At 72.7% G+C, this 23,526-nt stretch carries 23 protein-coding genes; 8 read left to right on the forward strand and 15 right to left on the reverse strand.

Translation table 11 applies throughout. From position 1 onward, the window contains the following. Window positions 1-93 precede the first annotated feature (93 nt). The 7 genes from AB0K02_RS09770 to AB0K02_RS09800 form a co-directional block, all read right to left on the reverse strand. Window positions 94-1,212, reverse strand: coding sequence for a HAMP domain-containing sensor histidine kinase (locus AB0K02_RS09770; protein WP_365991827.1), 1,119 nt, complete (start codon window positions 1,210-1,212; stop codon window positions 94-96). Further along, a complete protein-coding gene (locus AB0K02_RS09775) occupies window positions 1,209-1,928 on the reverse strand; it encodes a response regulator transcription factor (RefSeq protein WP_365991828.1) in 720 nt (239 codons plus the stop codon). The genes AB0K02_RS09770 and AB0K02_RS09775 overlap by 4 nt, the downstream gene beginning before the upstream one ends. Window positions 1,929-2,272: 344 nt before the next feature. Then, the gene (locus AB0K02_RS09780) at window positions 2,273-2,551 is read right to left on the reverse strand and encodes a hypothetical protein (RefSeq protein WP_365991830.1); all 279 of its coding nucleotides are present in this window, start codon (window positions 2,549-2,551) and stop codon (window positions 2,273-2,275) included. 46 nt (window positions 2,552-2,597) lie between these two features. Continuing rightward, the gene (locus AB0K02_RS09785) at window positions 2,598-4,361 is read right to left on the reverse strand and encodes a S8 family serine peptidase (protein WP_365991831.1); all 1,764 of its coding nucleotides are present in this window, start codon (window positions 4,359-4,361) and stop codon (window positions 2,598-2,600) included. Window positions 4,362-4,535: 174 nt separating this feature from the next. After that, window positions 4,536-4,751, reverse strand: a complete 216-nt coding sequence (locus tag AB0K02_RS09790; RefSeq protein WP_365991833.1) for a hypothetical protein — start codon at window positions 4,749-4,751, stop codon at window positions 4,536-4,538. A gap of 449 nt (window positions 4,752-5,200) precedes the next feature. Then, window positions 5,201-7,624 carry a SpoIIE family protein phosphatase gene (locus AB0K02_RS09795; protein WP_365991834.1) on the reverse strand — a complete coding sequence of 808 codons (2,424 nt, stop codon included), beginning with the start codon at window positions 7,622-7,624 and terminating at the stop codon, window positions 5,201-5,203. 197 nt (window positions 7,625-7,821) lie between these two features. Continuing rightward, complete coding sequence (locus AB0K02_RS09800; protein ID WP_365991835.1) at window positions 7,822-8,265, reverse strand: SsgA family sporulation/cell division regulator; 444 nt, start codon at window positions 8,263-8,265, stop codon at window positions 7,822-7,824. Between the two features lie 136 nt (window positions 8,266-8,401). Here AB0K02_RS09800 and AB0K02_RS09805 point away from each other — a divergent pair, with 136 nt between their 5' ends. From AB0K02_RS09805 to AB0K02_RS09815, 3 genes are all read left to right on the forward strand, one after another. Beyond that, on the forward strand, window positions 8,402-9,778 hold the full coding sequence (locus tag AB0K02_RS09805) for a hypothetical protein (RefSeq protein WP_365991836.1): 1,377 nt from the start codon (window positions 8,402-8,404) through the stop codon (window positions 9,776-9,778). Further along, window positions 9,775-11,085: an MFS transporter gene (locus tag AB0K02_RS09810; protein ID WP_365991837.1), complete on the forward strand. Its 1,311-nt coding sequence runs from the start codon at window positions 9,775-9,777 to the stop codon at window positions 11,083-11,085. The genes AB0K02_RS09805 and AB0K02_RS09810 overlap by 4 nt, the downstream gene beginning before the upstream one ends. 161 nt (window positions 11,086-11,246) lie before the next feature. Further along, a complete protein-coding gene (locus AB0K02_RS09815; protein WP_365991838.1) occupies window positions 11,247-11,618 on the forward strand; it encodes a DUF488 family protein in 372 nt (123 codons plus the stop codon). A gap of 338 nt (window positions 11,619-11,956) precedes the next feature. Here the strand turns inward: AB0K02_RS09815 and AB0K02_RS09820 are convergent, their stop codons facing one another. Then, window positions 11,957-12,472 carry a DUF309 domain-containing protein gene (locus AB0K02_RS09820; RefSeq protein ID WP_365991839.1) on the reverse strand — a complete coding sequence of 172 codons (516 nt, stop codon included), beginning with the start codon at window positions 12,470-12,472 and terminating at the stop codon, window positions 11,957-11,959. Between the two features lie 132 nt (window positions 12,473-12,604). Between AB0K02_RS09820 and AB0K02_RS09825 the strand changes: the two genes are divergently transcribed. Beyond that, entirely contained in the window at window positions 12,605-13,132 is a 528-nt protein-coding gene (locus AB0K02_RS09825; RefSeq protein ID WP_365991840.1) for a helix-turn-helix domain-containing protein, read from the forward strand. A 95-nt stretch (window positions 13,133-13,227) separates the two neighbouring features. On the opposite strand, the gene AB0K02_RS09830 is transcribed toward AB0K02_RS09825, so the two are convergent. After that, a complete protein-coding gene (locus AB0K02_RS09830) occupies window positions 13,228-14,142 on the reverse strand; it encodes a DMT family transporter (protein WP_365991841.1) in 915 nt (304 codons plus the stop codon). A gap of 181 nt (window positions 14,143-14,323) precedes the next feature. Here AB0K02_RS09830 and AB0K02_RS09835 point away from each other — a divergent pair, with 181 nt between their 5' ends. Next, complete coding sequence (locus AB0K02_RS09835; protein ID WP_365991842.1) at window positions 14,324-14,776, forward strand: Lrp/AsnC family transcriptional regulator; 453 nt, start codon at window positions 14,324-14,326, stop codon at window positions 14,774-14,776. Between the two features lie 403 nt (window positions 14,777-15,179). Further along, the gene (locus AB0K02_RS09840; protein WP_365991843.1) at window positions 15,180-16,376 is read left to right on the forward strand and encodes an acyl-CoA dehydrogenase family protein; all 1,197 of its coding nucleotides are present in this window, start codon (window positions 15,180-15,182) and stop codon (window positions 16,374-16,376) included. A 72-nt stretch (window positions 16,377-16,448) separates the two neighbouring features. Here the strand turns inward: AB0K02_RS09840 and AB0K02_RS09845 are convergent, their stop codons facing one another. The 6 genes from AB0K02_RS09845 to AB0K02_RS09870 form a co-directional block, all read right to left on the reverse strand. Next, window positions 16,449-17,018 carry a GAF domain-containing protein gene (locus tag AB0K02_RS09845; protein WP_365991844.1) on the reverse strand — a complete coding sequence of 190 codons (570 nt, stop codon included), beginning with the start codon at window positions 17,016-17,018 and terminating at the stop codon, window positions 16,449-16,451. Next, a complete protein-coding gene (locus tag AB0K02_RS09850) occupies window positions 17,015-17,629 on the reverse strand; it encodes an ATP/GTP-binding protein (protein WP_365991845.1) in 615 nt (204 codons plus the stop codon). The genes AB0K02_RS09845 and AB0K02_RS09850 overlap by 4 nt, the downstream gene beginning before the upstream one ends. Then, on the reverse strand, window positions 17,607-17,978 hold the full coding sequence (locus tag AB0K02_RS09855) for a DUF742 domain-containing protein (protein WP_365991846.1): 372 nt from the start codon (window positions 17,976-17,978) through the stop codon (window positions 17,607-17,609). Before AB0K02_RS09855 ends, AB0K02_RS09850 begins: the two co-directional genes overlap by 23 nt. A gap of 1 nt (window position 17,979) precedes the next feature. Beyond that, window positions 17,980-18,414: a roadblock/LC7 domain-containing protein gene (locus AB0K02_RS09860; RefSeq protein ID WP_365991847.1), complete on the reverse strand. Its 435-nt coding sequence runs from the start codon at window positions 18,412-18,414 to the stop codon at window positions 17,980-17,982. Between the two features lie 7 nt (window positions 18,415-18,421). Beyond that, window positions 18,422-20,269: an ATP-binding protein gene (locus tag AB0K02_RS09865; protein ID WP_365991848.1), complete on the reverse strand. Its 1,848-nt coding sequence runs from the start codon at window positions 20,267-20,269 to the stop codon at window positions 18,422-18,424. A gap of 352 nt (window positions 20,270-20,621) precedes the next feature. Beyond that, window positions 20,622-21,869 carry an MBL fold metallo-hydrolase gene (locus AB0K02_RS09870; RefSeq protein WP_365991849.1) on the reverse strand — a complete coding sequence of 416 codons (1,248 nt, stop codon included), beginning with the start codon at window positions 21,867-21,869 and terminating at the stop codon, window positions 20,622-20,624. 267 nt (window positions 21,870-22,136) lie between these two features. Here AB0K02_RS09870 and AB0K02_RS09875 point away from each other — a divergent pair, with 267 nt between their 5' ends. After that, on the forward strand, window positions 22,137-22,715 hold the full coding sequence (locus tag AB0K02_RS09875) for a carboxymuconolactone decarboxylase family protein (RefSeq protein ID WP_365991850.1): 579 nt from the start codon (window positions 22,137-22,139) through the stop codon (window positions 22,713-22,715). 76 nt (window positions 22,716-22,791) lie between these two features. Continuing rightward, window positions 22,792-23,409, forward strand: a complete 618-nt coding sequence (locus AB0K02_RS09880; RefSeq protein ID WP_365991851.1) for a TetR/AcrR family transcriptional regulator — start codon at window positions 22,792-22,794, stop codon at window positions 23,407-23,409. Window positions 23,410-23,526 lie beyond the last annotated feature (117 nt).

Genomic DNA, 23,526 nt, shown 5'->3' on the forward strand with positions numbered 1-23,526 from the left:
CCGCGGCGCGTCGCAGGCGGTGCGGTGACCGGCGAGTTCCGGATCGGCGACGTCAGGCACATCACCGCGGACTCGTCCCGGTTGTCCCGGTTGTCACACGCCGGCGCGGGCCAGTGGCAGGGTCACCTCGAAGCGGCAGCCGCCGGCCACGTTGCGGACCTCGGCCTGTCCCGCGTGGGCTTCGACGATGCCGCGAACGATCGCGAGCCCGAGTCCGGCGCCGGCCGGGGGCGTCCGCGCGCTGCTGCCCCGCCAGCCCGTGTCGAACACGCGCGTCAGGTCCTCCTCGGCGATGCCGCCGCAGCCGTCGGTGACGGACAGCACGGCCGTGTCCTCGCGCCGGTCGACGGCCACGGCCACGGTGCCGTCGGCCGGGGTGTGGCGGATGGCGTTGACGAGGAGGTTGGCGAGGACCCGGGTCATCTCCTTGCCGTCCACGTCGACCGGCACGTGGGCGATGTCCTCGCCGAGCAGCCGTACGCCGCGTTCCCTGGCCAGCGGGTCGACGCCGAGGAGGGCGTCGGCGGCCAGATCCCGCAGGGAGACGCGGCTGGGGGTCAGCTCCAGGGCGCCGGCATGGATACGCGAAAGCTCGAAGAGGTCGCCGACCATGATGTCGAGGCGTTCGACCTCGGTGCGGATCCGCCGGTGGTAGCGGGCGGGGTCGGTCGCCACTCCGTCCTCCAGGGCCTCGGCCATGGCGCGCAGTCCGGCGAGCGGGGTGCGCAGATCGTGGGAGATCCAGGCGACGAGTTCACGGCGAGAGGTCTCCAGTGCGCGTTCGCGTTCCCGGGAGGCCGCGAGCTTGGCGCTCGTGGCCGCCAGCTCGCGGGTGAGGTCGGACAGTTCGGCCGTGGCGCGGGCCTGTGGGGCGGCGAAACTGCCTCCGTTGCCGAAGTCCCGTGCAGCGCGCGCGAGGTCCCGGCTGCGAGCCACCACCCAGCGGCCCAGCAGCAGTGCGGTGGCCAGGGAGACGGTGGCTGCCATGGCGGCGACGAGAGTGACGACGGTCAGGTCGTGCGGGGACAGGAACATCGCCCAGGCCACGGCGAGGGTGCCGGCGAGCATGGCGGTGACGGTGACCGCCGCGACCACGGCCAGGGACACGGTGACCGACCGGTACCGGAGCAGGCGCAGCGCCAGGGCTCCGAGCGCACCCGCGCAGGCCGCACCGCCGAAGGCGAAGAGGGCGATCAGCAGGATGTCGTTCACGGCTTCCCCTCCTGCGTCGGCTCGAAGCGGTAGCCGACGCCCCACACGGTCTGGATCAGCCGGGGCGCGGCCGGGTCGTCCTCGATCTTGGCGCGCAGGCGGCGCACGTGCACCGTGACCGTGGACAGGTCGCCGAAGTCCCAGCCCCACACGTCCCGCATCAGCTCCTCGCGGCTGTGCGCCCGCCCCGGGTGGGTGAGGAAGTGCGCGAGCAGATCGAACTCCCGCAGGGTCAGGGTGAGCGGCTGCCCGTCCTTGGTGGCGCGCCGGGTCTGCGGGTCCAGCTGGATCCCGGCCCTGCGCGGCACCGGCTGCCCGCCGCCTGCGGGGGTTCCGGTGCGGCTGCGCCGCAGCACGGACTCGACCCGCAGGACCAGTTCCCGCGGGCTGAAGGGCTTGGTGACGTAGTCGTCCGCGCCCAGTTCCAGGCCCGCGATCCGGTCGTCCTCGTCTCCGCGGGCCGTCAGCATGATCACCGGAACGGGACGGTCGGCGCGCAGGCGGCGGCACACCTCCAGTCCGTCGATGCCGGGCAGCATGAGGTCGAGGACGACCAGGTCGTGAGGTTGGCGGGCCGCACGGTCGAGGGCGGTGGGGCCGTCGGCCGCGTGGTCGACGCTGTGGCCGGCCCGGTGCAGGTAGCCGGTGACGACCTCGGCGACGGTCGGATCGTCGTCGACCACGAGGATCCGGGCGGGCGGCGTTCGCGTACTCATGGGTCCAGCGTTGCACCAGCTGCCTCGCGGTGTCCTCTGCCGGATCACGCCGGACGGCCGACGTCCGTGTTCCGTAAGGAGTCGGGGGTCGATGCCCGCCATGCCCGACGGGAATTCCTGCGGTGCCAGACGGGAATCCCTGCGGTGCCAGTCGTGCCCGCCGACACCGTGGACGTCGTCCGTCCCCGTCCGGAGGAGGCCCGGGCCCTGCCCCTGGATCGCCGCCCGCTTCCCGGTCCGGCCCCGCCCGGCGCATCGCCGCCCCGGGCGCCCTGACGGCGGGCGCCCCGGCGTCAGGGCCTGACGGCGTCGCGGGGCACTGACCAGCGGCGGGCCGGTCGCGGTCACGGCCCGGTCAGAGGGCGACGCGTCGACGACAGGGCCAGGGACCGCACCCACGGTTCGTGGGAGAGGGTCTCGACGCCTCGGCGGGAGACCGTGCCGGTCGCCACCGTGCGGTCCGGGGCTGGGACCTCGACGCCCGCGTCGCGCAGGACTCCCCGCTGCGCCGCCGTGGGCACCGCGTGCAGGTGAACGGTCACCAGGAGGTTCCGGGCGTCCGGATCACCGCTCGCGGTGTCCACGGCGGCTGCGAGCGAGACGTCGAGCTTTCCGTAGTCCACGTCCTCGATTGTCACAGAGGGGTGTCCCGGAGTGGCTGCGAACGACTCAGAGGCGGCTCGCGTCGACCAGTCCGTGACCCCACTTGGGGTCGAACGCGCCCGGAGTCCCGCCGGGGATCGCCGCGGCGGCGGTCAGGGCGGAGAGGACCTTCGCCGGGTCCGCGCCGGGATCGCCCTGGAGCAGCAGCGCGACGACACCGGCGATGAACGGGCACGCCATGCTCGTTCCCTGGAACGCGACATGACGGTTGTCGATCATGAAGGCTCTGCGCAGCTCCACGGCGTCCCGCGACAGGGCGGACACGATCATCGCGCCCGGTGCGGTGACGTCCGGCTTGTGCGCCTCGTCGCGGCGCGGGCCCTCACTGCTGAAGCTCGCGATGTCGTTCGGCTCCAGCCAGGTCGCGTGACGGGTGATGCCGTCGATGTCCTGCCATTCCGTGCGGGTCGTGGAGGCCGCGACGGTGATCGCCGACGTGGCCGCGCCCGGGGAGCCCACCTTGAGCGCGTCGTGCACGGACGGGCCGCTGAACTGCGGCTGGGGGGTCGCCTCCGCCCGGCCGAGGATCCACACGTCGGCCGTGCAGTGCTCGCCGGTCACGTTCGCGCCGCGCAGCACCAGCCGCCAGGCGGCCGAGGAGAGGGCCGAGGCAGGCACGGCCGGTTCCACGGCCACGAAGAAGTTGTGGTCTCCGTTGGCCGGGTCGGCGCCGGGCGTGACGATCTGCACGGTGCCGCCGGCCAGTTCGAAGGTGTGCACCGGCGATCCCAGGGTCGTGACCGGCTGGAACGGGGTGCTGTCGCCCGCAGGTGACACCATGGCGACGTCCAGCCGATCCCCGCCGGGGTACCAGCCGTTCAGCCAGAAGAGGGAGGGGACGCCGTCGATCCTGCCGGGGTGGCAGGGGACGGAACGGCGGCCGCCGTTCGCGACCCTCATGCGTGCGTGGATGTCGTCGTCGCCCTCGTTGCCCGCGGCGCAGCAGACGATGCGGCCGGGCCCGGACTCCTCCTCGATGGCCAGGGACATCACGTCCGTTCCGTCGTGCGGGTCGAAGTGGCCGCCGAGGCTGAGGTTCACCACCGCCGGCAGGTGCAGCTCGTTCGCCAGCCGGAAGACGTACTGGATGCCGTCGATGATGTGCGCGTCCTGGAAGTCGGTCTTCACCGCGACGATCCGTGCCTGCGGGGCGACGCCTTCGGTGCCCGCCGCGATCCCCGCGACGTGCGTGCCGTGTCCGTCCGTGTCGCGGGACAGCGAACCCGCGCCCAGCTCGGCGCCGGTGAACTCCGCGCCGTAGCGGCCCTCGGGCACGCCGCTGCCGCCGCTCAGCGTCTGGTCCCAGACTCGTTCGATGCGCCCGGCGAACTCGGGATGCGCCGAGTCGACACCCGTGTCCACCACGCCGACGAGGACGTCGGCGCCGGTGCGCCCGGTACGGTTGCGGAACGCCGGCACGCCGGCCTTTCCCTGCGCGAGATCGAGGGACGGGCGCAGTTGCGAGGCAGGCACCACACGGCGTACGCCGGGCTGTTCGGACAGCCGCTCGACGGCGTCGAGCGGCACGATCGCCGTCCGGATCCGGCGGCCACCCTCGTTGACCTCCGCCTCGTCGCCCCACTCCCCCGCCGGCCGCACGTCGGGGTCGCACTCCAGCGAGACGACGACGCGCACCGGCTTGGCGGACTGTTCGACGGAGACGAGCCCCATGATCCTCGCCGGCCTCCGCAGCGGGCCGCGCCTGCGTCCCTCCTCCAGGTAGCGCTCGTACGCCGCGGCGAGCGGCGGCGCCAGTTTCTCGATGGCCATGGCATTCTCCTCGTCCTGCCAAACCTTGCTCTGTTCATGTCGTGTGCCGTGGCGGCTTCGAGTCGTCGAGAGCAGGGAGGAACCGTGCGTGTCCGGCGTACGGATCGCGTCCGGACGGTCGGGCCGGCTGTCCAGGAGGCCGGAGTCCTGGACCGATGCCGTGAGGAGCCCTCCCTACAGCAGGACAAGCTCGTGACAGGGCTGGCCCGTTGGCCGGTCCAGCCGGACGGCGCACGTGAACTGCGCCTCGGCCTTCGACGGTTCGCCGCCGTTGGGCAGGAAGTCCGGCCCGCTGCCGAACGCCAACCACCAGGAGACGGCGAGGAGTTCGATGAGGGCGTCAGCACCCTTCGGCTTGGGCTGGAACAGTCCGTTCCACCACCGCGTCACAGTGGGCGCCAGGGCAACAGCATCGCCACGAGGCCGAGGACGGCGTACAGGAGTATCGGTGTCCACCAGCGCGGTCCATGAGCAGGGACCTCCATGCCTATACGTCCCACGCGGGCGATTTATACTTATTTCGTACGCATATGTCCCATGCTGCTCCGTGTGGGCGCACACCGTCAAGGGCCGGGCGTGATCTTGGGCGGCGGGCCTCACCTCCCTCCTGTTCGTCATCCCCGCGCCCACCGGTGGGCGGTTTCTCCGCCGTGACCGCACCGCCCTGACAGTGACTCAGAAGAGCCGGTGCCACGCACCCGGCCCCCGCTCGCCCTCGTCAGGAGCCCACGTCGGCGCGTGAGACGAGGTCGGCGATGCGGGCCCACACCCGCGGCGGGTTGGAGTACATCGGCCTCGAGTTCGCCGGGCCGGGCGCCTTCTGTCCCCGCGTGCCGCCCTCAGACGTCGGCCGGCGTCACCGCGATGTCCGCCCAGACCTGCTTGCCGCCGCTGAGCGGTACGGAGCCCCAGGCCGCCGAGATCGCCTCGACGATGAGCAGGCCGCGGCCGCCGGTGGCCTCCCAGTCGACGTTGGCCGGCTTGACCGGACTGCGCGGCGACGCGTCGTTCACCCCGATGCGCAGCCGCTCCGCCGAGAGCGTCAGACTGAGCCGCACCTCGCCCCTGGTGTGCGCGATCGCGTTGGTGACCAGCTCGGACACCACCAGCAGCGCCACGTCCACCTCGTCCCGCACACCCCACGACCTCAGCGTCCGTGCCGTGAAGCGGCGTGCGTGCATCACCGCGTCCGGCAGTCGCCACACCGTCCAGTGGGTCCGCCGGGGCCGGGCGCGGGTGCCGTCGTAGCGCAGCAACAGCACGGCAACATCGTCGTCGCGGCCGTCGGCACTGCCGAGCAGCCGGTCCGCGACCCGCCCCGTGTCGGCGAGGTCGGCGTCCGCGAGGACCTCGCGCAACCGCAGCATGCCGTCCTCGAGTGCGAGATGCGCCGACTCGACGAGTCCGTCCGTCAGCATCGTCACCAGCGTCCCCGGGGCCAATCCCGCCTCGGTCATGGGGAATTCGGAGTCCGCCAGCACCCCGAGCGGCGGCCCTCCCTCGACCGCGAGCTCCTGGGTCGTCCCGTCGGGGTGGCGCAGCACGGGCGGCAGGTGCCCCGCCCGAGCGAACCGGGCGATGCCCTCCTCCATGTCCAGGTCCGCGTAGAGGCAGGTGGCGAACAGGTCCGTCTCCATGCCCACGAGCAGCCGATTGGCACGGGCCAGCACCACGTCGGGCGGATGTCCCTCCACCGCGTACGCGCGCACGGCCGTGCGCATCTGGCCCATGATCGTCGCGGCGCCGGCGCTGTGGCCCTGGACGTCGCCGATGACCAGGGCCACGTGCTCGTCGCTCAGCGGGATCACGTCGTACCAGTCGCCACCCACCTCGAGGCCGACCGTGGCGGGGAGGTAGCGGGCGACGGCGACCCCGCCGGCCAGTGCCGGGAGCTTCCGCGGCAGCAGACTGCGCTGGAGCGTCGTCGCGAGCTCGTGACCCGCGTCCAGGGCGTGCGCCCGGGTCAGGGCCTGGCCCACCAGGCCCGCGACCGCGGTCAGCAGCGACCGCTCCTCCGGGCCGAACCGGTGCGGCGCGTCCCACCCCACCAGGCAGACCCCGACCATGCGCCCGTCCGCGGGGAGCGGCAGCACCGCCAGACCGCCCGGACCGATCCCGGCCAGACCGGGCTCCAGACCGGTGCCGGACGTCCACAGGCTCACATGCCCGTCGCGCAGCGCGTTCTGCAGGGTGGGCAGGGCGTGGCACGACGCGTCCGGCCACTCGGAGCGCCATTCGGACTGCCACACCTGCGGCCAGGCGTGGTGGTCCGGCGGGTCGAGGACGGTGACGAAGAGCCGGTCGCCCTGCAGCTCCGCCACGGCGATCCGGTCAGCGCGCAGCGGGCCGCTCAGCGCCGAGACCACGAGCCGGCTGACCTCCCGTACCGTCGTGGCTCCCGCCAGCTTCGCGGACAGCTCCTGCACGACGGCCACCTCGTCGGCCGTGGGCCGCAGGTAGGCGGCGTCGGCCACCACGCCGAGTATGCGCTCGGGTGTTCCGTCGGCCCCGAACCGCAGCCGGCACCGCAGCCCCAGCCAGCGCAGCTCGCCACCCGGGCGCCGGACGCGGAACGCCAACTGGCCCCCCGCCTCGGCCAGTCGGCCCGGCTCCACGATGTCCATCAGCGCCGGCACGTCGTCCGGCACCGCGCAGGCCAGCAATGTCTCCGCCCGGCCGTCGAACCTCTCGGGCGCCATGCCGAGCAGCCCCAGCATCTGGGGATCCGCGTCCATCGCGCCCGTGCTCAGCGTCAGCGTGAACGCGCCGCCCTGCGGCGGCATCAGGGAGGGGCCGTGCGAGCGCTGCTGCGGGGTGCGGCCGGAGGAGCGGGCCGCGGCCGATTCGAGCCCGGCAGCGACCTGGTCGGCGTAGAGCTCCAGCAGTGTGCGGCTGTCGGCGTCGAAGCCGCCGCCGACGTCCCCGGCGACCACGAGGCACCCGAGCTCCGTGGCGCCGCGGCCGAGCGGCAGGGCCCCCAGAGACAGCGGGGCCGGAGAGGGGCCCGATCCCAGGTGGAGGAGGGGAGCCTCCCCGCCCGCCCCGTACGCGGCGACGTCCGAGGGCCCGAGCCACAGCGGCCGGCCCGTGCGCAAGGCGTCCGCCGCCGGGGAGCGGCCGGTCAGCGGGACGTGCGCCGGCAGCCCGTGCGTTCCGCCGCGGTCCCCGGCGACCTCGGCCAGGCGCAGGCCGTCGTCCTCCTCGGCCAGCACGTAGACAGCTGCCAGCTCGGCCCCGCAGAACGCAAAGTCTTGCCTTGTCAAAGTTTGTACCGCCTCCGTACGCGGACAGGCGTCGCCCTCTCTCCCATGCTGCCGTTCACCGGACGTTCGCAGCTAGTCAGGCGTCAGGACCAAGGAGCAGGGACTGAATGATGCCCGCGCGGACGGCCGACGGCAGCCGTCCTTGGACAAGTGAGCGAAATATTCACCTGTGGACGTAATGCCGCGATCACGGTGGTTCAGGGGGTTGCCGGGACGACCAGCCGCTCGTCGCCCGGCGGCACCAGCCGCATCGTCCGCTCCAGCCAGGACGTCAGCGCCATGGCGGGAGCCCGCAGCACGGCGTTCCCGTCCGGCGCGGACAGCCAGAGGCAGATCGCGCTGCGCTCCTCGTGGACGGTGGCGGGCCAGATCCGCACGTCCCCCTCGCCGCTCGGCCGGTACACCCCGTCGATGAGCAGGTCCCGCCCGAACGTCCAGCTGACGGGGGCGGGCGTGTCGATGTGGAAGGAGATGTGCACGGCGTACGGATCACTGACGCGGTAGACCAGCCGGCTCGGTACCGCCAGCGGCGTGGGCGCGGCCGCCCGGGCGCCGAGCACGAGTTCGAACTCCAGCTCGCGCTCCACGACCGTGCGCGCATCCGGCTCATCCTCCCGGAAACCGTGCGAGCGTGCGGGCACTTGGCGGGCTCCTCACCCATGCGTGCGGTCTTCTGACGAGGAATCAACGGGATCGCCCACCGCCTGGATAGCGTCCGTCGGCGGCAGGGTCGCTTAGACCGCTTAAACCCGGACCCCGAGCAGAACGGAGTGCTGTGTGCGCCCCAGGAACGAGCGACTGGCACGCGCCGTGCGCGAGTCCGGCTACAGCTACGCCGACCTCGCCCGCCAGATCCGCGCCCTCGCCGCCGAGAACGGCATCCCCGCACGCACGAACTCCTCCGCCGTCGCCCACTGGATCGCGGGCACCCGGCCGGGACGCGCCACCGCCCAGCTCATCGCCGAGGCCCTGTCGCGGCGGCTGCCGCTGCCCGTGTCACCGGTCCAGCTCGGCCTGGTGACCTCCCCCGAGGCCGACGACGACCCCCTTCCGCGGCCCGGCGACCAGCGCGACCCGCTGGAGGTCCTCGACGCCCTCGCCGCGGCGGACATCGACCGCACCGCCTGGTCCCGCACCGTCCCCTACAGCGTCGCCGCCGCTGCCCTCCCCCTGGCAGCGGGCGCACCCCGCACGGCGCCGGAAGCCGCAGGGCACGGCACCGGCACCGCCGGAGAGGCGGAGGTGGCGGCCGTGCGGGAGATGACCCGGCTGTTCACCGCCGTTGACGAGCGCTTCGGCGGACAGCACGGACGCACGGCGCTGGTGCAGTACCTCAGAAGCGACGTCGCCGCGCTGTGCCGCGCCCGCTTCCGGACCGGGGAACTCAAGCGGCAGATGCTGTCGGCCGGGGCGTGCGTGGCCTACCTGGCCGGCTGGAAGGCGTACGACGCCGGTGAACAGGGACTCGCCCAGCGCTACTACCTCCAGGCGTACGCCCTCACCCACGAGGCGGAGGACGACCTTCACGGCGCGTTCGTCCTGCGCGTCCTCGCCCACCACGGCATGGAGGTGGGCCGCCCGGAGCACTCGCTCGACCTCGTCGACGAAGCGCTGCGGCGCGCGCGGGGCCGTACGGACCCGGCGACCGAGTCCCTGTACGTCGCCACCCGAGCCCGCGCGCTCGCCATGGCCGGCCGGGGCCGGGAGGCCGTCGCGGAGGCGGCGCGCGCGGCCCGGCTCGTGGGGGGCGCGGACGAGAGGGAGATGCCGTTCTGGGCGGCGCTGTGGGGATCGGCGAGCGCCTGCGTGGGCAACCACACGGCCAAGGCAGCCGAGCACCTCGGCTCCTACGACGTCGCCGAACACCACTTCAGCCGGTCCGTGGGGAAACGCTCCGGCAGCGAGCACCGGCGCATCACCGCGCTCAGCGTCGCGCACACCGGGACGATGCAGTGCCGCCAGGGCCTGGTGGAACAGGCGTGCGCCACATGGGAACAGGCGTTGCAGCTGATGGACGGGGTGCGCTCCGCCCGTGTCACGCGCGCGGTCGCCGGAATGCGGCGCGAGCTGGCCCCGTACCGGCAGCGCAGGGTGCAGGCCGCCGTCGAGCTCGAGGAGCGTGCGCGGCTGTGGACGGCCGAGGAGGACGTTTGAGCATCCGGCAGCCGACCGAGCGCCCGGTACGAAGACCGGCATCCGTCAACCGGGTCACGGGCGCGGCACTCGTCGGCACGGTCATCGAGTTCTACGACTTCGCGCTCTACGCCACCGCCGCCGCGATCGTGTTCGGCCCCGTCTTCTTCCCCGGCTTCGCCCCGGCGACGGCGACGCTGGCCGCGTTCGGGACCTTCGCCACCGGCTTCGTGGCGCGCCCGCTCGGCTCGGTCCTCTTCGGCCACATCGGCGACCGGCTGGGCCGGCGCGTCGTCCTGCAGTCCACGGTGCTGGTCACGGGCCTCGCCACGTTCGCCGTCGGACTGCTGCCGGGTTACCGGGAGCTGGGCGTCGCCGCGCCCGTCTGCCTCGTCGTCCTCCGCTTCGTCCAGGGTCTCGGGATCGGCGGCGAGTGGACCGGGGCGGTCCTGATCGCCGGCGAGCACGCGCCGGCCGACCGCCGCGGACTGTGGGCCTCGTACCCCCAGACCGGCCCGGCGATCGGCTTCCTGCTCGCCAACGGCTGCGTCCTCGCGCTTTCGGCGGCCCTCCCCGAGGGGCAGTTCCTGGCGTGGGGCTGGCGCGTGCCGTTCTGGTGCGCGGGGCTCCTCACCCTGACCGGCTTCCTGCTGCGGTCCAGGATCGTCGAGACGCCGGTCTTCCAGGGGCTCGCCCGCGACGACGCCCTCGCCCGCTCCCCGCTGCGGACCGTCCTGCGGCGGCACCGGGCACGCGTCCTGCTCGTGGCCGGCGCGGTCATGTGCACGTACGCGGTGCACTACACGGCCACCACCTGGGCGATGTCCCACCTCGTGGGCCGCCCGGGCTTCACCGCCACCGGGACGCTGCTGTGCCTGATGGCGGCGATGACCGTGATGGCCGCCGCCACGCCTGTCGCCGCCGCGCTCGGCGACCGCTACGGCAGGCGCACCCTGAGCGTCGTCGGCTGCCTGGCCATGGGCGTCACCACCGTGCCGTATCTGGCGCTGCTGGGAACCGGTGGCCTGCCGACCCTGTGGGCCTGCACGACGGTGATGCTCCTCGCCCTGATCACCATGCTCGGCGTGCAGGGCGCGTACATCCCTGAGCTGTTCGCACCGGGCCTGCGCACGTCGGGGACGGCGGTCTCGTACAACCTGGGGGCGGTGCTCGGTGGAGCGCTCACGCCCCTGATCAACAGCAGGCTCTCGCAGACGACGGGCGACGGCGTGCCCTGGGCGGTGGCGGCGTACCTCGTCGGGGTCTGTGCGGTGAGCCTGCTGTGCCTGCTGCGGCTGCCGGACACACACGCCGGGGAGCCCGCCTGAGGCGAGGAGCGCCGGGCGGGCTGTGGCGCCGGGACGGCTGTCGCACGCCAGGACGCGCCGACTTCGTCGAGGCGGCGCTGTTCCGCGCGGCCTCGCACCGGCGTAGACCGTACGGCCGCGTTCCGCTGCCTCCCGGGCGGCCGGGCGGCGACCCTGGGGGAATGCAGCGACGTTCCGACAGGGTGAAGGTCCGCCGGGTCTACGAGACGCCCGACCCGGACGACGGCGTGCGCGTGCTCGTCGACCGGCTCTGGCCCCGCGGACTGGCCAAGACCGAGGCGCGCGTCGACGAATGGCCCAAGGCGCTCACACCGTCGACGGAACTGCGCCGCTGGTACCACGGCCCGGAGGGGACGTACGAGGAGTTCTGCAGGCGCTACGAGGACGAACTCGCCGAGCCGGGGGCGGCCGAGGCTCTGGAACGGCTCAGGGCCCTGGCGGCCAGCGGACCGCTGACCCTGCTCACGGCGGCCAAGGACCCGGACGTCAGCCATGCGTCGGTGCTGCTGCGCCTGCTCCGCGGGCGCCGCTAGGGCTCTGGGTCCTGGCCGTGGCCGAGAGGGAGTCCCGCCCGGGTCGACGCCCCCCGCACGGCCGCCGCGCGGGTCAATTCATGCGGGCGGACGCACCACCGCGCGCCGGGCGGCGCGCCTGGGGGCAGGTTCCTGCCGCCGGCCCGGGCGCGCGCAACCGGACTCGTCGCGTCCCGGCGCTCGTACGTCACGCGCCCAAACCGGACCCGTCGCCTCCCGGCCCGCACTACCTCACGCGCCCAAACCGGACGCGTCACGTGCCGGGGCTGCGTACGCCCACATGCCGGACCGCGTACGTCACGTGCCTTGCTGTGTACGCCACGTCCCGGCCCCGTACGTCACGTCCCGGGGCCCGATACTCGCCGTGCCGGACCACCTGTCAGTTTCGGGGCCTCGGCCGCCGGGTCCACCGGGGCCGTGAGGCCGTCCGCCAGTTCCCGGGCCCACCGAGCCAGGCCCGGAACGTCGATCCCGTACGGTCCCCGGTACGGCGTGATCCGCTCCGCTCCGCGCAGCAGCAGGCGGGCGCCGCCCGTGGTGTTGCCGCGGGCGGCGTGCGTGAGGCCGACCGCCAGTTGGGCAAGCCCACGCCACAGCTCCCGTTCGGCACTGGGGCCCGACTTCCAGGCGTCCTCGAAGACCTCGTGGGCGTGGAACGGCATACCCGCGTCCAGCAGCCGTTGTGCCTCGGCCACCGTCTCGGGGCCGGTGCGCCGCACGCCCTCGGGCTGTCGTTCCACCCCGGGAGCGCCGTACGGGAGGGGGCGCCCGAGACCGTCGCGGGGCCGGGCGCTGCGGGCGCGGCCCTCGGCGTCGCGGTCACGGCGGGGCCCGGCACTGCGCTGCTCGTCCATACCGCGATTGTGCCCCGGCCGACCGACGCGCTCGGCTGCGGCACCGGGGACTGCGGCCCGCCCCCAGCCGCGGCCGCCGCTGGGGGCGGGCGCCGGACCGGAGGACTGAGTTGGATGTGGCAACCTGGGACCATGAAGGCACCGACGCCCGGGGACGGACCGGCCGCCGCGCTCACCATGGACCCGCGCGGCAGGCCCTGCTCGATCGCCGTGTCGCTCCAGGCGGTCGGAGAGAAGTGGGCGCTGCTGGCGGTCCGGGAGATCAGCTTCGGCAACCACCGTTTCGGTGTGATCGCCCGCAACACCGGCGCCCCGCGCGATGTCCTGACCGCACGCCTGCGTCACCTGGAGGCGGTGGGTGTCGTCACCCGCCGCCGGTACAGCGAGCACCCGCCCCGGTTCGAGTACCACCTCACCGAAGCGGGCCGCGACCTGCTGATCGTGCTGACGGCGCTGCGCGACTGGGGCGACCGCTGGCTCGTGGACGAGCCGCCCGCCGTCTTCACCCACTCCTGCGGCGAGGAACTGGACATGGTCCACAGCTGCCGCCACTGCGGTGCCGAGGTCTTGCCGGACGACCTGCGCCTGACGGTGCACAGCCCGGGCTGGGACCGCGGCGGCCCGGTCGCGGCGGATCAGCCCGGCGGCCCCGCGGAGTGACGGGCCACGGCCTCCGGTGACCGCACGTTTCCTGGACCGGCCGCGCCCGTGAGGTTCCGGGCCCGGGTGCCGGAGCAGTCGACGTGCGGCCGCCTTCAGGCGCGCTCGCCGACCGGGGCCGGATCGGGAACTGCGGCTTTCCCTACGGCCGTTCGGCGCTCGACCAGCCCGAGTGCCACACCGGCGATGATGACCACGCCGCCGAAGACCTGCGCGAGCCGGACTGTCTCTCCGTTGATGACCACGGCACCGAGCACACCGAACACCGGTACCAGGTTGAGGATGTTGACCGCGACGCTCGAGGTCATCCGGCGCAGACCGTAGTTGTAGAGGAGGAAGCCGCCGACGGAACAGGCCACGGCCAGATAGGCGAGCAGCGCCGAGGCCGTGGCGTCCGGCCGGCGCCAGTCCCCGATCTCCAGGAGCGAGGCGAGCAGGAAGCCGGCGGCGCCCGCCACGGTCTGGTGGTAGGTGAGGTTCACCGCGTCCTGCCCACGGCCCGCGTACTTGCCCAGCACGTTGTACCCGGCCCACACCAGCCCGCCCAGCAGCAGGAGGACATCGCCGAACCAGCGTGCGCTGCCTCCGACTTCCGCCCCGTTGCGCACGACCAGGAACGCTCCCCCCGTGGCGAGCAGCACGCCGCCGACCCTGAGCAGCGGCATCCTGGTCCGGAACACCACCAGCTCCAGGAGCATGGTCATCAGCGGATATGAGGCCACGATCAGGGAGGCGTCGGAGGCAGTCGACAACTCGACGCCGATGTTCTCCAGGACGAAGTAGACCGTGATGCCGAGCAGGCCGCTCAGGTGGATCATCCGCCGTCGGCGGGCGTCCGGCCGGGCGACCGGCTTGCGGCGCAAGCGCACCATGATCCCGAGCAGCACGGCGGCGATCGTGAAACGGATGGCCCCGATGGTCAGCGGCCCGACGTCCGCCAGCACCTCCTTGGTCACCGCGTACGAGCTGCTCCAGAACAGCGCTGCCGCCACGACGGAACAGATCGCCAAGACCCTGGTCTTTGGCTCGTCCACCCCTGATGCCCTTCCCGTCCGCACTCCTCGACTCCGCCCGGACCGCACAGTGAAGAAGCGAATCATGAACGGAACAATCGCGCGCAGACTAGCAATCAGTGCGGCTACATGACATGCTTACCGAATATCATTCGGAACCCCGGGAGTGCAACGGAATATGGATGAACTTGATTCGGCGTTGCTGCGGCTTCTCCAGCAGGATGGTCGGCGCACCAACCGGGACCTGGCACAGGAGTTGGGCATCGCACCCTCCACCTGCCTGGAGCGGGTGCGCTCCCTCCGCGAGCGCGGGGTGCTGCTCGGATTCCACGCCGAGGTGGATCTCCCCTCGCTCGGCCGGGGACTGCAGGCGATCATCGCCGTGCGGGTACGGCCGCCGACGCGTGCGGTCATCGAGCAGTTCCAGGCCTTCGTGGCGCGGATGCCCGAGGTGATCGCGGTCTTCGTGCTCACGGGCGCCGACGACTTCCTCCTCCATGTGGCGGTGCGCGACACCGACCATCTGAATTCGGTGGTCCTGGACAAGCTGACCGAGCGACCGGAGCTCGCGGACGTACGCACGTCGGTGGTCTACGGGCACCTGCGGAAGAACGCCATCGAGCCGATGTGAGGTCCTCCAGGGTCGCGATCAGCCCGGACGAGGTCGGTTTTCGGCCTTGGCGGGCGCCGCATCGACCCCACGGATGTTCCTCGATGGCACTCCTGTGCCCATCCGAGGTGTCCCCAGCGGCGGTTCCACCGCAGGCCTGCGCACTTCTTGCCGTTGGCATGTGGCAGGAAAAGATCCAGGGGGAATGGTCCCCAGCGGCGACGGAGCAGGCTGTACCACCCGGCTCATATGCCCAATCAAACGTCAATGCTCTGAATTTCGGCCAAAGTTGGCGTCGGTCTTGTTCCGGCCGGGAAGGGTCAACAGGCTGAAGTGGTCGGCCTGTTCGGGACGGGGGCCACCGCCGACGCACCACCTGCTCGCACAACTGCGCGAACAGGCGTCATGCGGAGGGGAGCTCGCGATGGACGGTTACTTCGCCAGTCGGCTGCATCACCGGCTGCGTGCTCAGGTGAGGGACTTCGCCGAGCGGGAGGTGCGCCCGCGCATTCCGGCCATGGAGGCGACCCGCGCGGCCGACAGGGACCTCTCTCGGCTGATCGCCCGGCAGGGGTGGCTCGGTGTCACGATCAGTGCCGACTTCGGCGGAATGGCCCTCGGCCACCTCGCCAAGACCATCATCATCGAGGAGCTGTCCCGGGTCAGCGGGGCGATGGGCGCCATGGTGCAGGCGTCGCAGCTCGGCGTCGCCAAGATTGTCCATTTCGGCGACGCCGCGCAGAAGAAGACCTGGCTTCCGGCGATAGCCGCCGGCGAATGCCTGCCGACCATCGCCGTCACCGAGCCGGAGTCCGGCGGACACGTGCTCGGCATGAGCGCGACCGCCGTGCGCGACGGCGACGACTACGTTCTCAATGGCCGAAAAGTCTATGTGGGCAACAGCCATGTCGGTGATCTGCACGGTGTCGTGGTGCGCACCGGCCCCGGCTCACACGGGCTGACCGCCTTCCTCGTCGAGTCCGGCCGGCCGGGGTTCCGCATCGGCGAGCAGAAGCCGGCGATGGGACTGCACGGCTTCAGCTTCGGCGAGCTGTTCTTCGACAACTGCCGTGTCCCCGCCGTGAACCGCCTCGGTGAGGAGGGCGACGGACTGTCCGTCGCGTACTCCTCCAGCGTGCTGTACGGGCGCGCCAACCTCACCGCCGTGTCCCTGGGCATCCACCAGGCGATCCTGGAGGAGACCACGCGCTTCTGCGAGCAGCGCCGCCGCTACGGCAAACCGCTGCACGAACTGCCGTCCGTCAGGCTGAAGCTGGGCACGATGCAGTCGCGGCTGATGACCTCACGGCTCGCCGCCTACCACGCGGTCCACCTGCTCGACGCGGGCGCGCCCTGCGACGCCGAGCTGATGAACGCCAAGCTGGTGAACGTGGAGTCGGCGATCGACTCCGCCCGCAACGCCATGGAGATCCACGCCGCCGCCGGACTGTTCACGGACCGGCCCATCGAGCGCTACATGCGGGACGCGCTGCACATGTTCGCTCCCGCCGGCACCTCCGACGTCCAGCTGCTGCGGCTGGCCGAGGTCGCGCTCGGCACCGCGAAGGGCCAGTGGTCCCAGCGGCTGTCGGACGCCGTACGGATGGCGCCCACCGGCTGAGGCGTGCGCGGGCGACACCGCGTCAGGACGGCTCGTGGGGCGGCACGCCCCCGGGCACCCGCGCAGCGCGCCTCAGATGCTCCCGTCCTCCCGTCGGTGGATCTGCTCGATCAGCTCCGCCGCCAGCGACTTGATCGTCTTGAGCCCCGCCCTGCCCCATGGACGCGGCTCGGTGGCCACCACGCAGATGGTGCCCAGGGCGATCCCCGTGCGGTCGATCAGCGGCGCGCCCAGATAGGAGCGGATGCCGATCTCGTCGACGACCGGATTGCCCGCGAAACGCGGGTAGTCGCAGACGTCCTCCAGGACGAGCGCCTTGCGCCGTACGACCACATGTGGGCAGTAGCCGTGGTCGCGTGCCATGTACCGGCTGACCTCGCCACCCGTCGCGGCCGCGCTCAGGTCGGTGCCGCCGTGCGTGCCGCCCGGAGTGTGCAGCCCGGCGAAGAACTGCCGGTTCTCGTCGATGAAGTTGACCATGGAGTACGGCGCGCCGGTCACCTCCGCGAGCTTGTGGGCGAAGTCGTCGAAGGCGGGGTCGGGCCGTTCCCCGAACCCGAGCTGGCGCAGACGCCGCACCCGGGCGGGTGCCTCGCGGTCGACCGGGGTGAGCAGCAGGTGGCCGGTGGGGTCGTACGTCATGTCGGTGCTCCATGGCTCGGTGCCGGGGCGGAGTGGGCAGTGGTGGTGAGCAGATGCTGGACGAGGGTGACCAGGGTCGCGATGCCGGAGCCGGAGACCCGCGCGTCGCACAGCACGACCGGCACCTCCGGCCTGAGGTCGATCGCCGCCCGCACCTCATCGGGCTCGTAGCGGTACGCGCCGTCGAACTCGTTGACGGCGACGACGAACCCGATGCCGCGCCGCTCGAAGAAGTCCACCGCGCAGAAGGACTCCTCCAGGCGGCGGGTGTCCGCGAGGACGACCGCTCCGAGCGCGCCCTCGGAGAGCTCGTCCCACATGAACCAGAAGCGCTCCTGGCCGGGTGTGCCGAAGAGGTAGAGCACATGGCGGGCGTCCAGGGTGATCCGGCCGAAGTCCATGGCGACCGTGGTCGTCCTTTTGGCCTCTATGCCGTCCAGGCTGTCCTTCGCGGCGCTGACCTGGGTGAGCAGCTCCTCCGTGCTGAGCGGGTCGATCTCGCTGACCGCTCCGACGAACGTCGTCTTGCCCACTCCGAAACCGCCCGCGACCAGGACCTTGAGCGCGGTCGGAAACAGGTCGGCGGCTTCAGAGCCGTCGTCGTAGGCCATCGAGCACCGCCTCCAGGAGGGATCGGTCCGTGGGTGTGTCATGGCCGCGCGGCATCCGCGCGGTGACGGCGCCGCAGTCCACGAGGTCGGACACGAGCACCTTGGTGACAACGGCCGGCAGTCTCAGGTGCGCGGAGATCTCGGCGACCGACGTCGGCCCGTGGCACAGTCCGAGCGCCATGGTGTGTTCGGGGCCGAGGTGTTCCCGCGGCGCCGATCCGGTGGCCATCACCAGGCTGAGCAGGTCCAGCGCCGTCGTCGGACGGGTGCGGCCGCCGCTGACCGTGTACGGACGGATCAGCCGGCCGGCCGCGTCGTCCAGCAGCGGCCCCTCCTTGGGCACGGGCATGTCACTGCCCCGCAGCGCTCGGCGCCCCCGCGGCCGCTCTGGCCGGCGTGACCAGGTACGGTCGTACGCTCTTGACCAGCATCGCCATCTCGTACCCGAGCACGGCGGCGTCGGCCTCGCGTCCGGCGAGCACGGCCAGACAGGTGCCGGAGCCGGCCGTGGAGACGAACAGCAGGGTGGAGTCGAGTTCCACGACCACCTGGCGCACCTCGCCGCCGTCGCCGAAGCGGGCGCCGGCGCTGCGGCCCAGTGAGTAGAGGCCGGAGGCGAGGGCGGCCATGTGGTCCGCGCTGTCGTTGTCCAGGCCGTGCACGGACTTGACGAGGCCGTCGGAGGAGAGCAGTACAGCGTTGCGGGTGTACGGCACTCGCTGTACGAGGCCGCTGAGCAGCCAGTCGAGGTCCGAGACGTGGCCGGACGGCACATCGCTCGCCATGGTGCATCTACTCCTTGGTGGTGGTGTCCCGGGGGTGCGGGTGGGATCGTGCGGAGGCGGTCGGCGGCTGCGACGCGGCGAGTCCGATGCCGCGCTGGAAGGCGGCCATCAGTCCCGGGTCGTGGAGGGCCTGGTCGTCGTCCCTGCGCGGCGCGGGGGCGTCGCGCAGTTGCGGGACCAGGTGCTCCTGACTGCGGCGTTTGGGGAGTTGGGGGCGGCCCATGGTGTCGCGCACCGCGTGGGGGCGCAGCGGGTCCACCTCGGTCTGACGGGGGTCCGGGGCCGGTTCCCGGTGAGGCGGGGTGTGGTGGCCGTGGTCGGGCCGGGCGGCGGCCGGTTGGGGCCGCTCGCCGTGCTCGCCGCGTACGGGGAGGGGTTCGAGCCGGTCCGAGACCCGGACCGGCTCGCGCTGGGCGGGAAGCGGCTGCGGCTGTGTCCGTGCATGGGGGTGCGGCTCGGACGGGAGCCCTGTCCGCGGATGCGGATCGGGCTGCGGCTGGGCGCCCGTCCCGGCGGGCTGCGGCCGGGGAGTCGCCGGTGGCTGCGGCAGCTGGGGCGGTGAGGTTGCGGCGATACGGGGCCCGGCGGAGGCCGGCTCGCCCTCGTGCTGCGCGCGTCCGCCCGTTTCGGCGCCGAGCAGTGACTGCGGCAGGACGAGGACGGCCTGCACCCCGCCGTAGATGTTGGACTGCAGCCGTACGACGATGCCGTGCCGGCGGGCCAGCGCGGAGACCACGAACAGGCCGATCCGCCCGTCCTGCAGCAGATGCGCGACGTTGACCTGGTCGGGATCGGCGAGCAGGGCGTTCATCTTGTCCTGTTCACCGAGGGGCATGCCGAGGCCGCGGTCCTCCACCTCGACGGCGAGCCCGGCCGTGACGTGCTGGGCGCGCAGCAGGACCTGGGTGTGCGGCGCGGAGAACAGGGTGGCGTTCTCGACGAGTTCGGCGAGGAGGTGGATCACGTCGGCGACGGCGTGTCCGCGCAGTGTGCCGTCGATCGGCGGTACCAGCTTGACCCGCGGGTACTGCTCGACCTCGGCGATCGCGGAGCGGAGCACCTCGGTCATGGTGACCGGGTTCGACCACTGGCGGCGGGAGATGGCACCGCCGAGGACGGCGAGGTTCTCGGCGTGCCGGCGCATGCGGGTCGCGAGGTGGTCGACGTGGAACAGGCCCTTGAGCAGCTCGGGGTCCTCGACCTCGTTCTCCAGCTCGTCGAGCAGCTGGATCTCGCGGTGGACGAGGGACTGGAGCCGTCGGGCGAGGTTGACGAAGACCTCGACCTTCTGCTCGTTGCCGACGCTGCTGGAGAGCCGGGACGCCTGGACGACCGCCGCGACGGCGGCCTCGTGGGAGCGGGCCAACTCCTGTGCGAGGAGATCGAATTCGTCGGAGCCGGGGGCCGGTGGGACGGGGTCTCGGCGGGGCGGGGGGCCTTCCCCGCGGCGCAGTCCCTCGACGACGGTGTGCAGTTCGGCCTGTCCGCGCGTGGTGGTGCGGCGCAGTGCGGAGGCGCGGTCGAGCAGGGACGTGGCCGTGCGGTCGGCGCCCGCGGCGGCCGCTGCCACGGCCGCGGCGGCCAGTGCGGCCGTGCCGAGGAGTACGGCCCACAGGCCGAGGGTCGGCTCGGGGGAGGTGACACGCAGGGTGAACAGCACCGCTGCCGCGCCGCTGAGGGCGGCGACTACGGTGGGCAGGACCGCGGTGCGCAGGAGTTGGTGTCGTATGCGGGTCCGCGGCGGCGGGGCGGTCCCCGACCGGCCCGGCGAGGACAGGGTGCGGGTGCCTGGCCGGCCGTGACGTCCGCCCTCTCGGCGGTCGGACCGCGCGGCGGGTGCGCGTAGGTGAGACATCGGCGTCCTTGGTACGTGGGCCCCAGGAATCGGCGTACTGCGGTTGGGCGAGGTCGGTGAGCGGCGGGCCGAGGGCACACGAGGAAGAGCCCACCGTGGATCACCGGCCACACACGGTAGTCGCGGAGTGGACGCGTACGGCGGGCAGTTGGGAAACTTCCCCGCCGTTCGTCCCGCTCTGGTATGAGGGTTCGTACATCAGCCCGAAACAGGCGTCGACCCCGCTGCCGCGGTGCGGCAACGGGGTCGACAGTGACGCTCATGGCTGGAACCGGCCGTTCCGATCCGGCCGCCGAAGAGCACGCGGCCGACGGGTGTTGCGGCGTGGGCCGGCTCGGCGCGTTTCCCGTGGTCAGCGGGAGGGCGCGGCCTCCGGGGTGCCGCCCGGGTCCTTGTCGGCCGCGGGCGGCGCCTGCGGGGCCGTGACGGCCGTCGCCGTGGCCGTCGCGGCGTCCGTCGCTGCCGTCCAGCCCCCGGCCGGAGTGGTCGCGACCGCCCGCCACCACAGCGCGGACGGCACGTTCTCCGCGGTCGGCTCGAAGGGCTCGCCGGGGCGGGGCAGCGCGACGGCTGCTCCGGCACCGGCCGCGGCCGTGACGGTGCCCTCGGCGGGCTCGGCCCACGGATGCGGCGCCAGGTTGAAGGTGCCCCAGTGGATCGGCAGCATCACACCCGAGGGCGTACCGCCCTGGAGGTCCAGGTGGGCCCGCGTGCCCTCGGCGGGTGTCATGTGGATGTCGGGCCAGTACTCGGAGTAGGCGCCGATCTGGATCATGGTTGCGTCGAACGGCCCGTGCTGCGCCCCGATGTCCGTGAAGCCGGGGAAGTATCCCGTGTCGCCGCTGTGGTAGATCCGGTGCTCGGGGCCCGCCACCGCCCAGGAGGCCCAGAGGGTGTGCTGCTGGTTGCGCAGTCCGCGCCCGCAGAAGTGGCGGGCCGGTGTGGCGGTCAGCCGGATGCCGTGGACCTCGGCCGACTCGTTCCAGTCGAGCTCGCGCAGCCGGTCCGGAGCCACGCCCCAGCGCTCCAGGTGGGCGCCCACCCCGAGCGGGACCGCGAACACCGTGCCCGTACCGGCGAGGGCCCTGATGGTGGGCAGGTCGAGGTGGTCGTAGTGGTCGTGGGAGATCACCACGACGTCGACGGCGCCCAGAGCGGCGAGCGGCGCGGGCACGGGGTGCAGCCGCTTGGGGCCGACGAAGGAGAAGGGGGAACAGCGCTCGCCCCAGACGGGGTCGAACAGGACCCGGCGGCCGTCGATCTCCGCCAGGACACTGGAGTGGCCCATCCAGGTCAGCCGCAGGCCGGAGGCGGGCGGGCGGGCGAGATCCGCGACGGTGGTGGGGTGCACGGGCACATGACCGACCGGGGTCCGCCGGGCCCGCGCCTCCTTCTCGAAGTAGATCTTGGCGAATTCGACCATGGAACCGCCGGAGGGCCTGGTGCGCGCACCCACCGGGTTGTGGAAGACGCCGTCGGCGAAGTTCGGGGAGCGGCGGATTCTCGCCATCCGCTCCCCGGCCGGGTCGGCTCCGAAGGCGGCCGGCCTGAGTGAACGCAGCCGGGCTCTCAGCGAGTGGTGGGAACCAGCGCCGGTCACGACACCTCCTGATGATCGGGGGCTCTCTTCATTATGTGCGGGCACGCACGTCACGCCGGGGTGTCCTGTGCTGCGTCCGATCCGTCATGACGGGCAACGCGCACTCCGGCGCCGGTGTTCCGTGACCCTCCCCACGGGCCCCGCGCCGAACCCTGCCCACGCGATGTCACATCCCGGCGACGCCCGTCCGTCGTACCGGTGAGAGCACACCACGCAGGCCCGTACGACGGGTACGGAGCCTTGTACGACGACCTCAGGAGGCACGTCATGGCCCGTATCTCCCTCGCCCCGCGCCGCACCCTGTTCCTGCGCTTCACCGAGTGGTACACGCGGCGCAGGTACGGCAAGGCGCTCGACCCGGTACGGGCACTGGGGCACAACCGGCGGGTGCTGTTCACCGACCTGCGGCTGGAGATGTCGGTCGCCCGGTGGAAGGCGCTCGACACGGACCTCAAGGCGCTGGCCACGATGGCGTCCGCGGCGTCGATCGGCTGCAGCTGGTGCATGGACTTCGGCCACTGGGAGAACCGGACGCGCGGGATGGACGCGCGCAAGCTGCAGGACGTGCCCGTGTGGCGGGACAGCGACGTCTACTCCCCGCTGGAGCGGGACGTCATGGAGTACGCCGAGGCGATGACCGCGAATCCGCCGGAGGTGACCGACGAGCTGACCGGACGCCTGCTCGCGGTGCTGGGCGAGGAGGCGTTCGTGGAGCTGACGGCGATGGTGGCGGTGGAGAACCTGCGTTCGCGCATCAACGCGGCGCTCGGCCTGACGAGCCAGGGGTTCAAGGACCACTGCGAGATCCCGGCCGCCGCACGGTCCGCCGCCGGAACGACGGCCTGAGCGGTGAGCGCCGAGTCCCCTTTCCGCGTCGGCGGGAAGGGGGTCCCGTCCAAGATCGGCTGTGTAGGGTGACGCCGTGGCGAGGATTCGGTTGAACGTGTCGGAGCGGCGTGAGGAACTGCTGAACGCGGCTGTCGAGCAGATCGAGCAGCGGGGTGTGGCGGCCGTGCGGATCGCCGATGTCGCCTCCTCCCTCGGCGTCTCCAGCGCCCTGGTGCTCTACCACTTCTCGTCCAAGGAACAGCTGGTCGCCGCGGCGTTCACGCATGCCGCCGACGCCGACCTGGCCCATCTGCGCAAGCTCCTCGGGCGACGCACCTCCGCGCTGCGCCGGCTGCGGGCGGCCGTGCGCTGGTACGCCCCGACCGGCCAGGCCAAGGGCTGGCGGCTGTGGATCGACGCCTGGGCCGCCTCCCTGCGCGATCCGGCCCTGCGCGAGGTCGCCCGCGCCCTCGACCAGCAGTGGAAGGCGGCGCTCACCGAGGTGATCGCGGAGGGCGCGCAGGCCGGGGAGTTCACGTGCGAGAACCCGGCGGCCGCGGCCTGGCGTCTGACGGCGTTCCTCGACGGGCTCGCCGTGCAGATGACGTCGTACGCGGGGTCGCTGACCCGTGCGGCGATGCTGCAGTGGACGGACGAGGCGCTGGCCCGCGAGCTGGGGGTGGACCGCGAGGCGCTCACGGCGTCCCGCTAGCCGGGCCGGTCGTCGGCCCGGCCCGCGTCCGCGGGAGACGGGCCGGGAGCCGGGGACGCTGTGCTCCCTCGGCGGGGGCGTGGCGGGTCCGGTGGATGTCTCGCCGTCGGACCGGCG

The sequence above is a fragment of the Streptomyces sp. NPDC049597 genome (assembly GCF_040675505.1).
Classification (GTDB): Bacteria; Actinomycetota; Actinomycetes; order Streptomycetales; family Streptomycetaceae; genus Streptomyces.

Excerpts from the sequence above, each read along its gene's own strand:
- AB0K02_RS09850 (WP_365991845.1), bottom strand. The coding sequence starts at position 17,629 with ATGGCCTACGACGACGGCTCTGAAGCCGCCGACCTGTTTCCGACCGCG.
- AB0K02_RS09865 (WP_365991848.1), bottom strand. The coding sequence starts at position 20,269 with ATGTCTCACCTACGCGCACCCGCCGCGCGGTCCGACCGCCGAGAGGGC.
- AB0K02_RS09860 (WP_365991847.1), bottom strand. The coding sequence starts at position 18,414 with ATGGCGAGCGATGTGCCGTCCGGCCACGTCTCGGACCTCGACTGGCTG.
- AB0K02_RS09820 (WP_365991839.1), bottom strand. The coding sequence starts at position 12,472 with ATGGACGAGCAGCGCAGTGCCGGGCCCCGCCGTGACCGCGACGCCGAG.
- AB0K02_RS09825 (WP_365991840.1), top strand. The coding sequence starts at position 12,605 with ATGAAGGCACCGACGCCCGGGGACGGACCGGCCGCCGCGCTCACCATG.
- AB0K02_RS09840 (WP_365991843.1), top strand. The coding sequence starts at position 15,180 with ATGGACGGTTACTTCGCCAGTCGGCTGCATCACCGGCTGCGTGCTCAG.
- AB0K02_RS09855 (WP_365991846.1), bottom strand. The coding sequence starts at position 17,978 with ATGCCCGTGCCCAAGGAGGGGCCGCTGCTGGACGACGCGGCCGGCCGG.
- AB0K02_RS09835 (WP_365991842.1), top strand. The coding sequence starts at position 14,324 with ATGGATGAACTTGATTCGGCGTTGCTGCGGCTTCTCCAGCAGGATGGT.
- AB0K02_RS09775 (WP_365991828.1), bottom strand. The coding sequence starts at position 1,928 with ATGAGTACGCGAACGCCGCCCGCCCGGATCCTCGTGGTCGACGACGAT.
- AB0K02_RS09845 (WP_365991844.1), bottom strand. The coding sequence starts at position 17,018 with ATGACGTACGACCCCACCGGCCACCTGCTGCTCACCCCGGTCGACCGC.
- AB0K02_RS09815 (WP_365991838.1), top strand. The coding sequence starts at position 11,247 with ATGCAGCGACGTTCCGACAGGGTGAAGGTCCGCCGGGTCTACGAGACG.
- AB0K02_RS09785 (WP_365991831.1), bottom strand. The coding sequence starts at position 4,361 with ATGGCCATCGAGAAACTGGCGCCGCCGCTCGCCGCGGCGTACGAGCGC.
- AB0K02_RS09875 (WP_365991850.1), top strand. The coding sequence starts at position 22,137 with ATGGCCCGTATCTCCCTCGCCCCGCGCCGCACCCTGTTCCTGCGCTTC.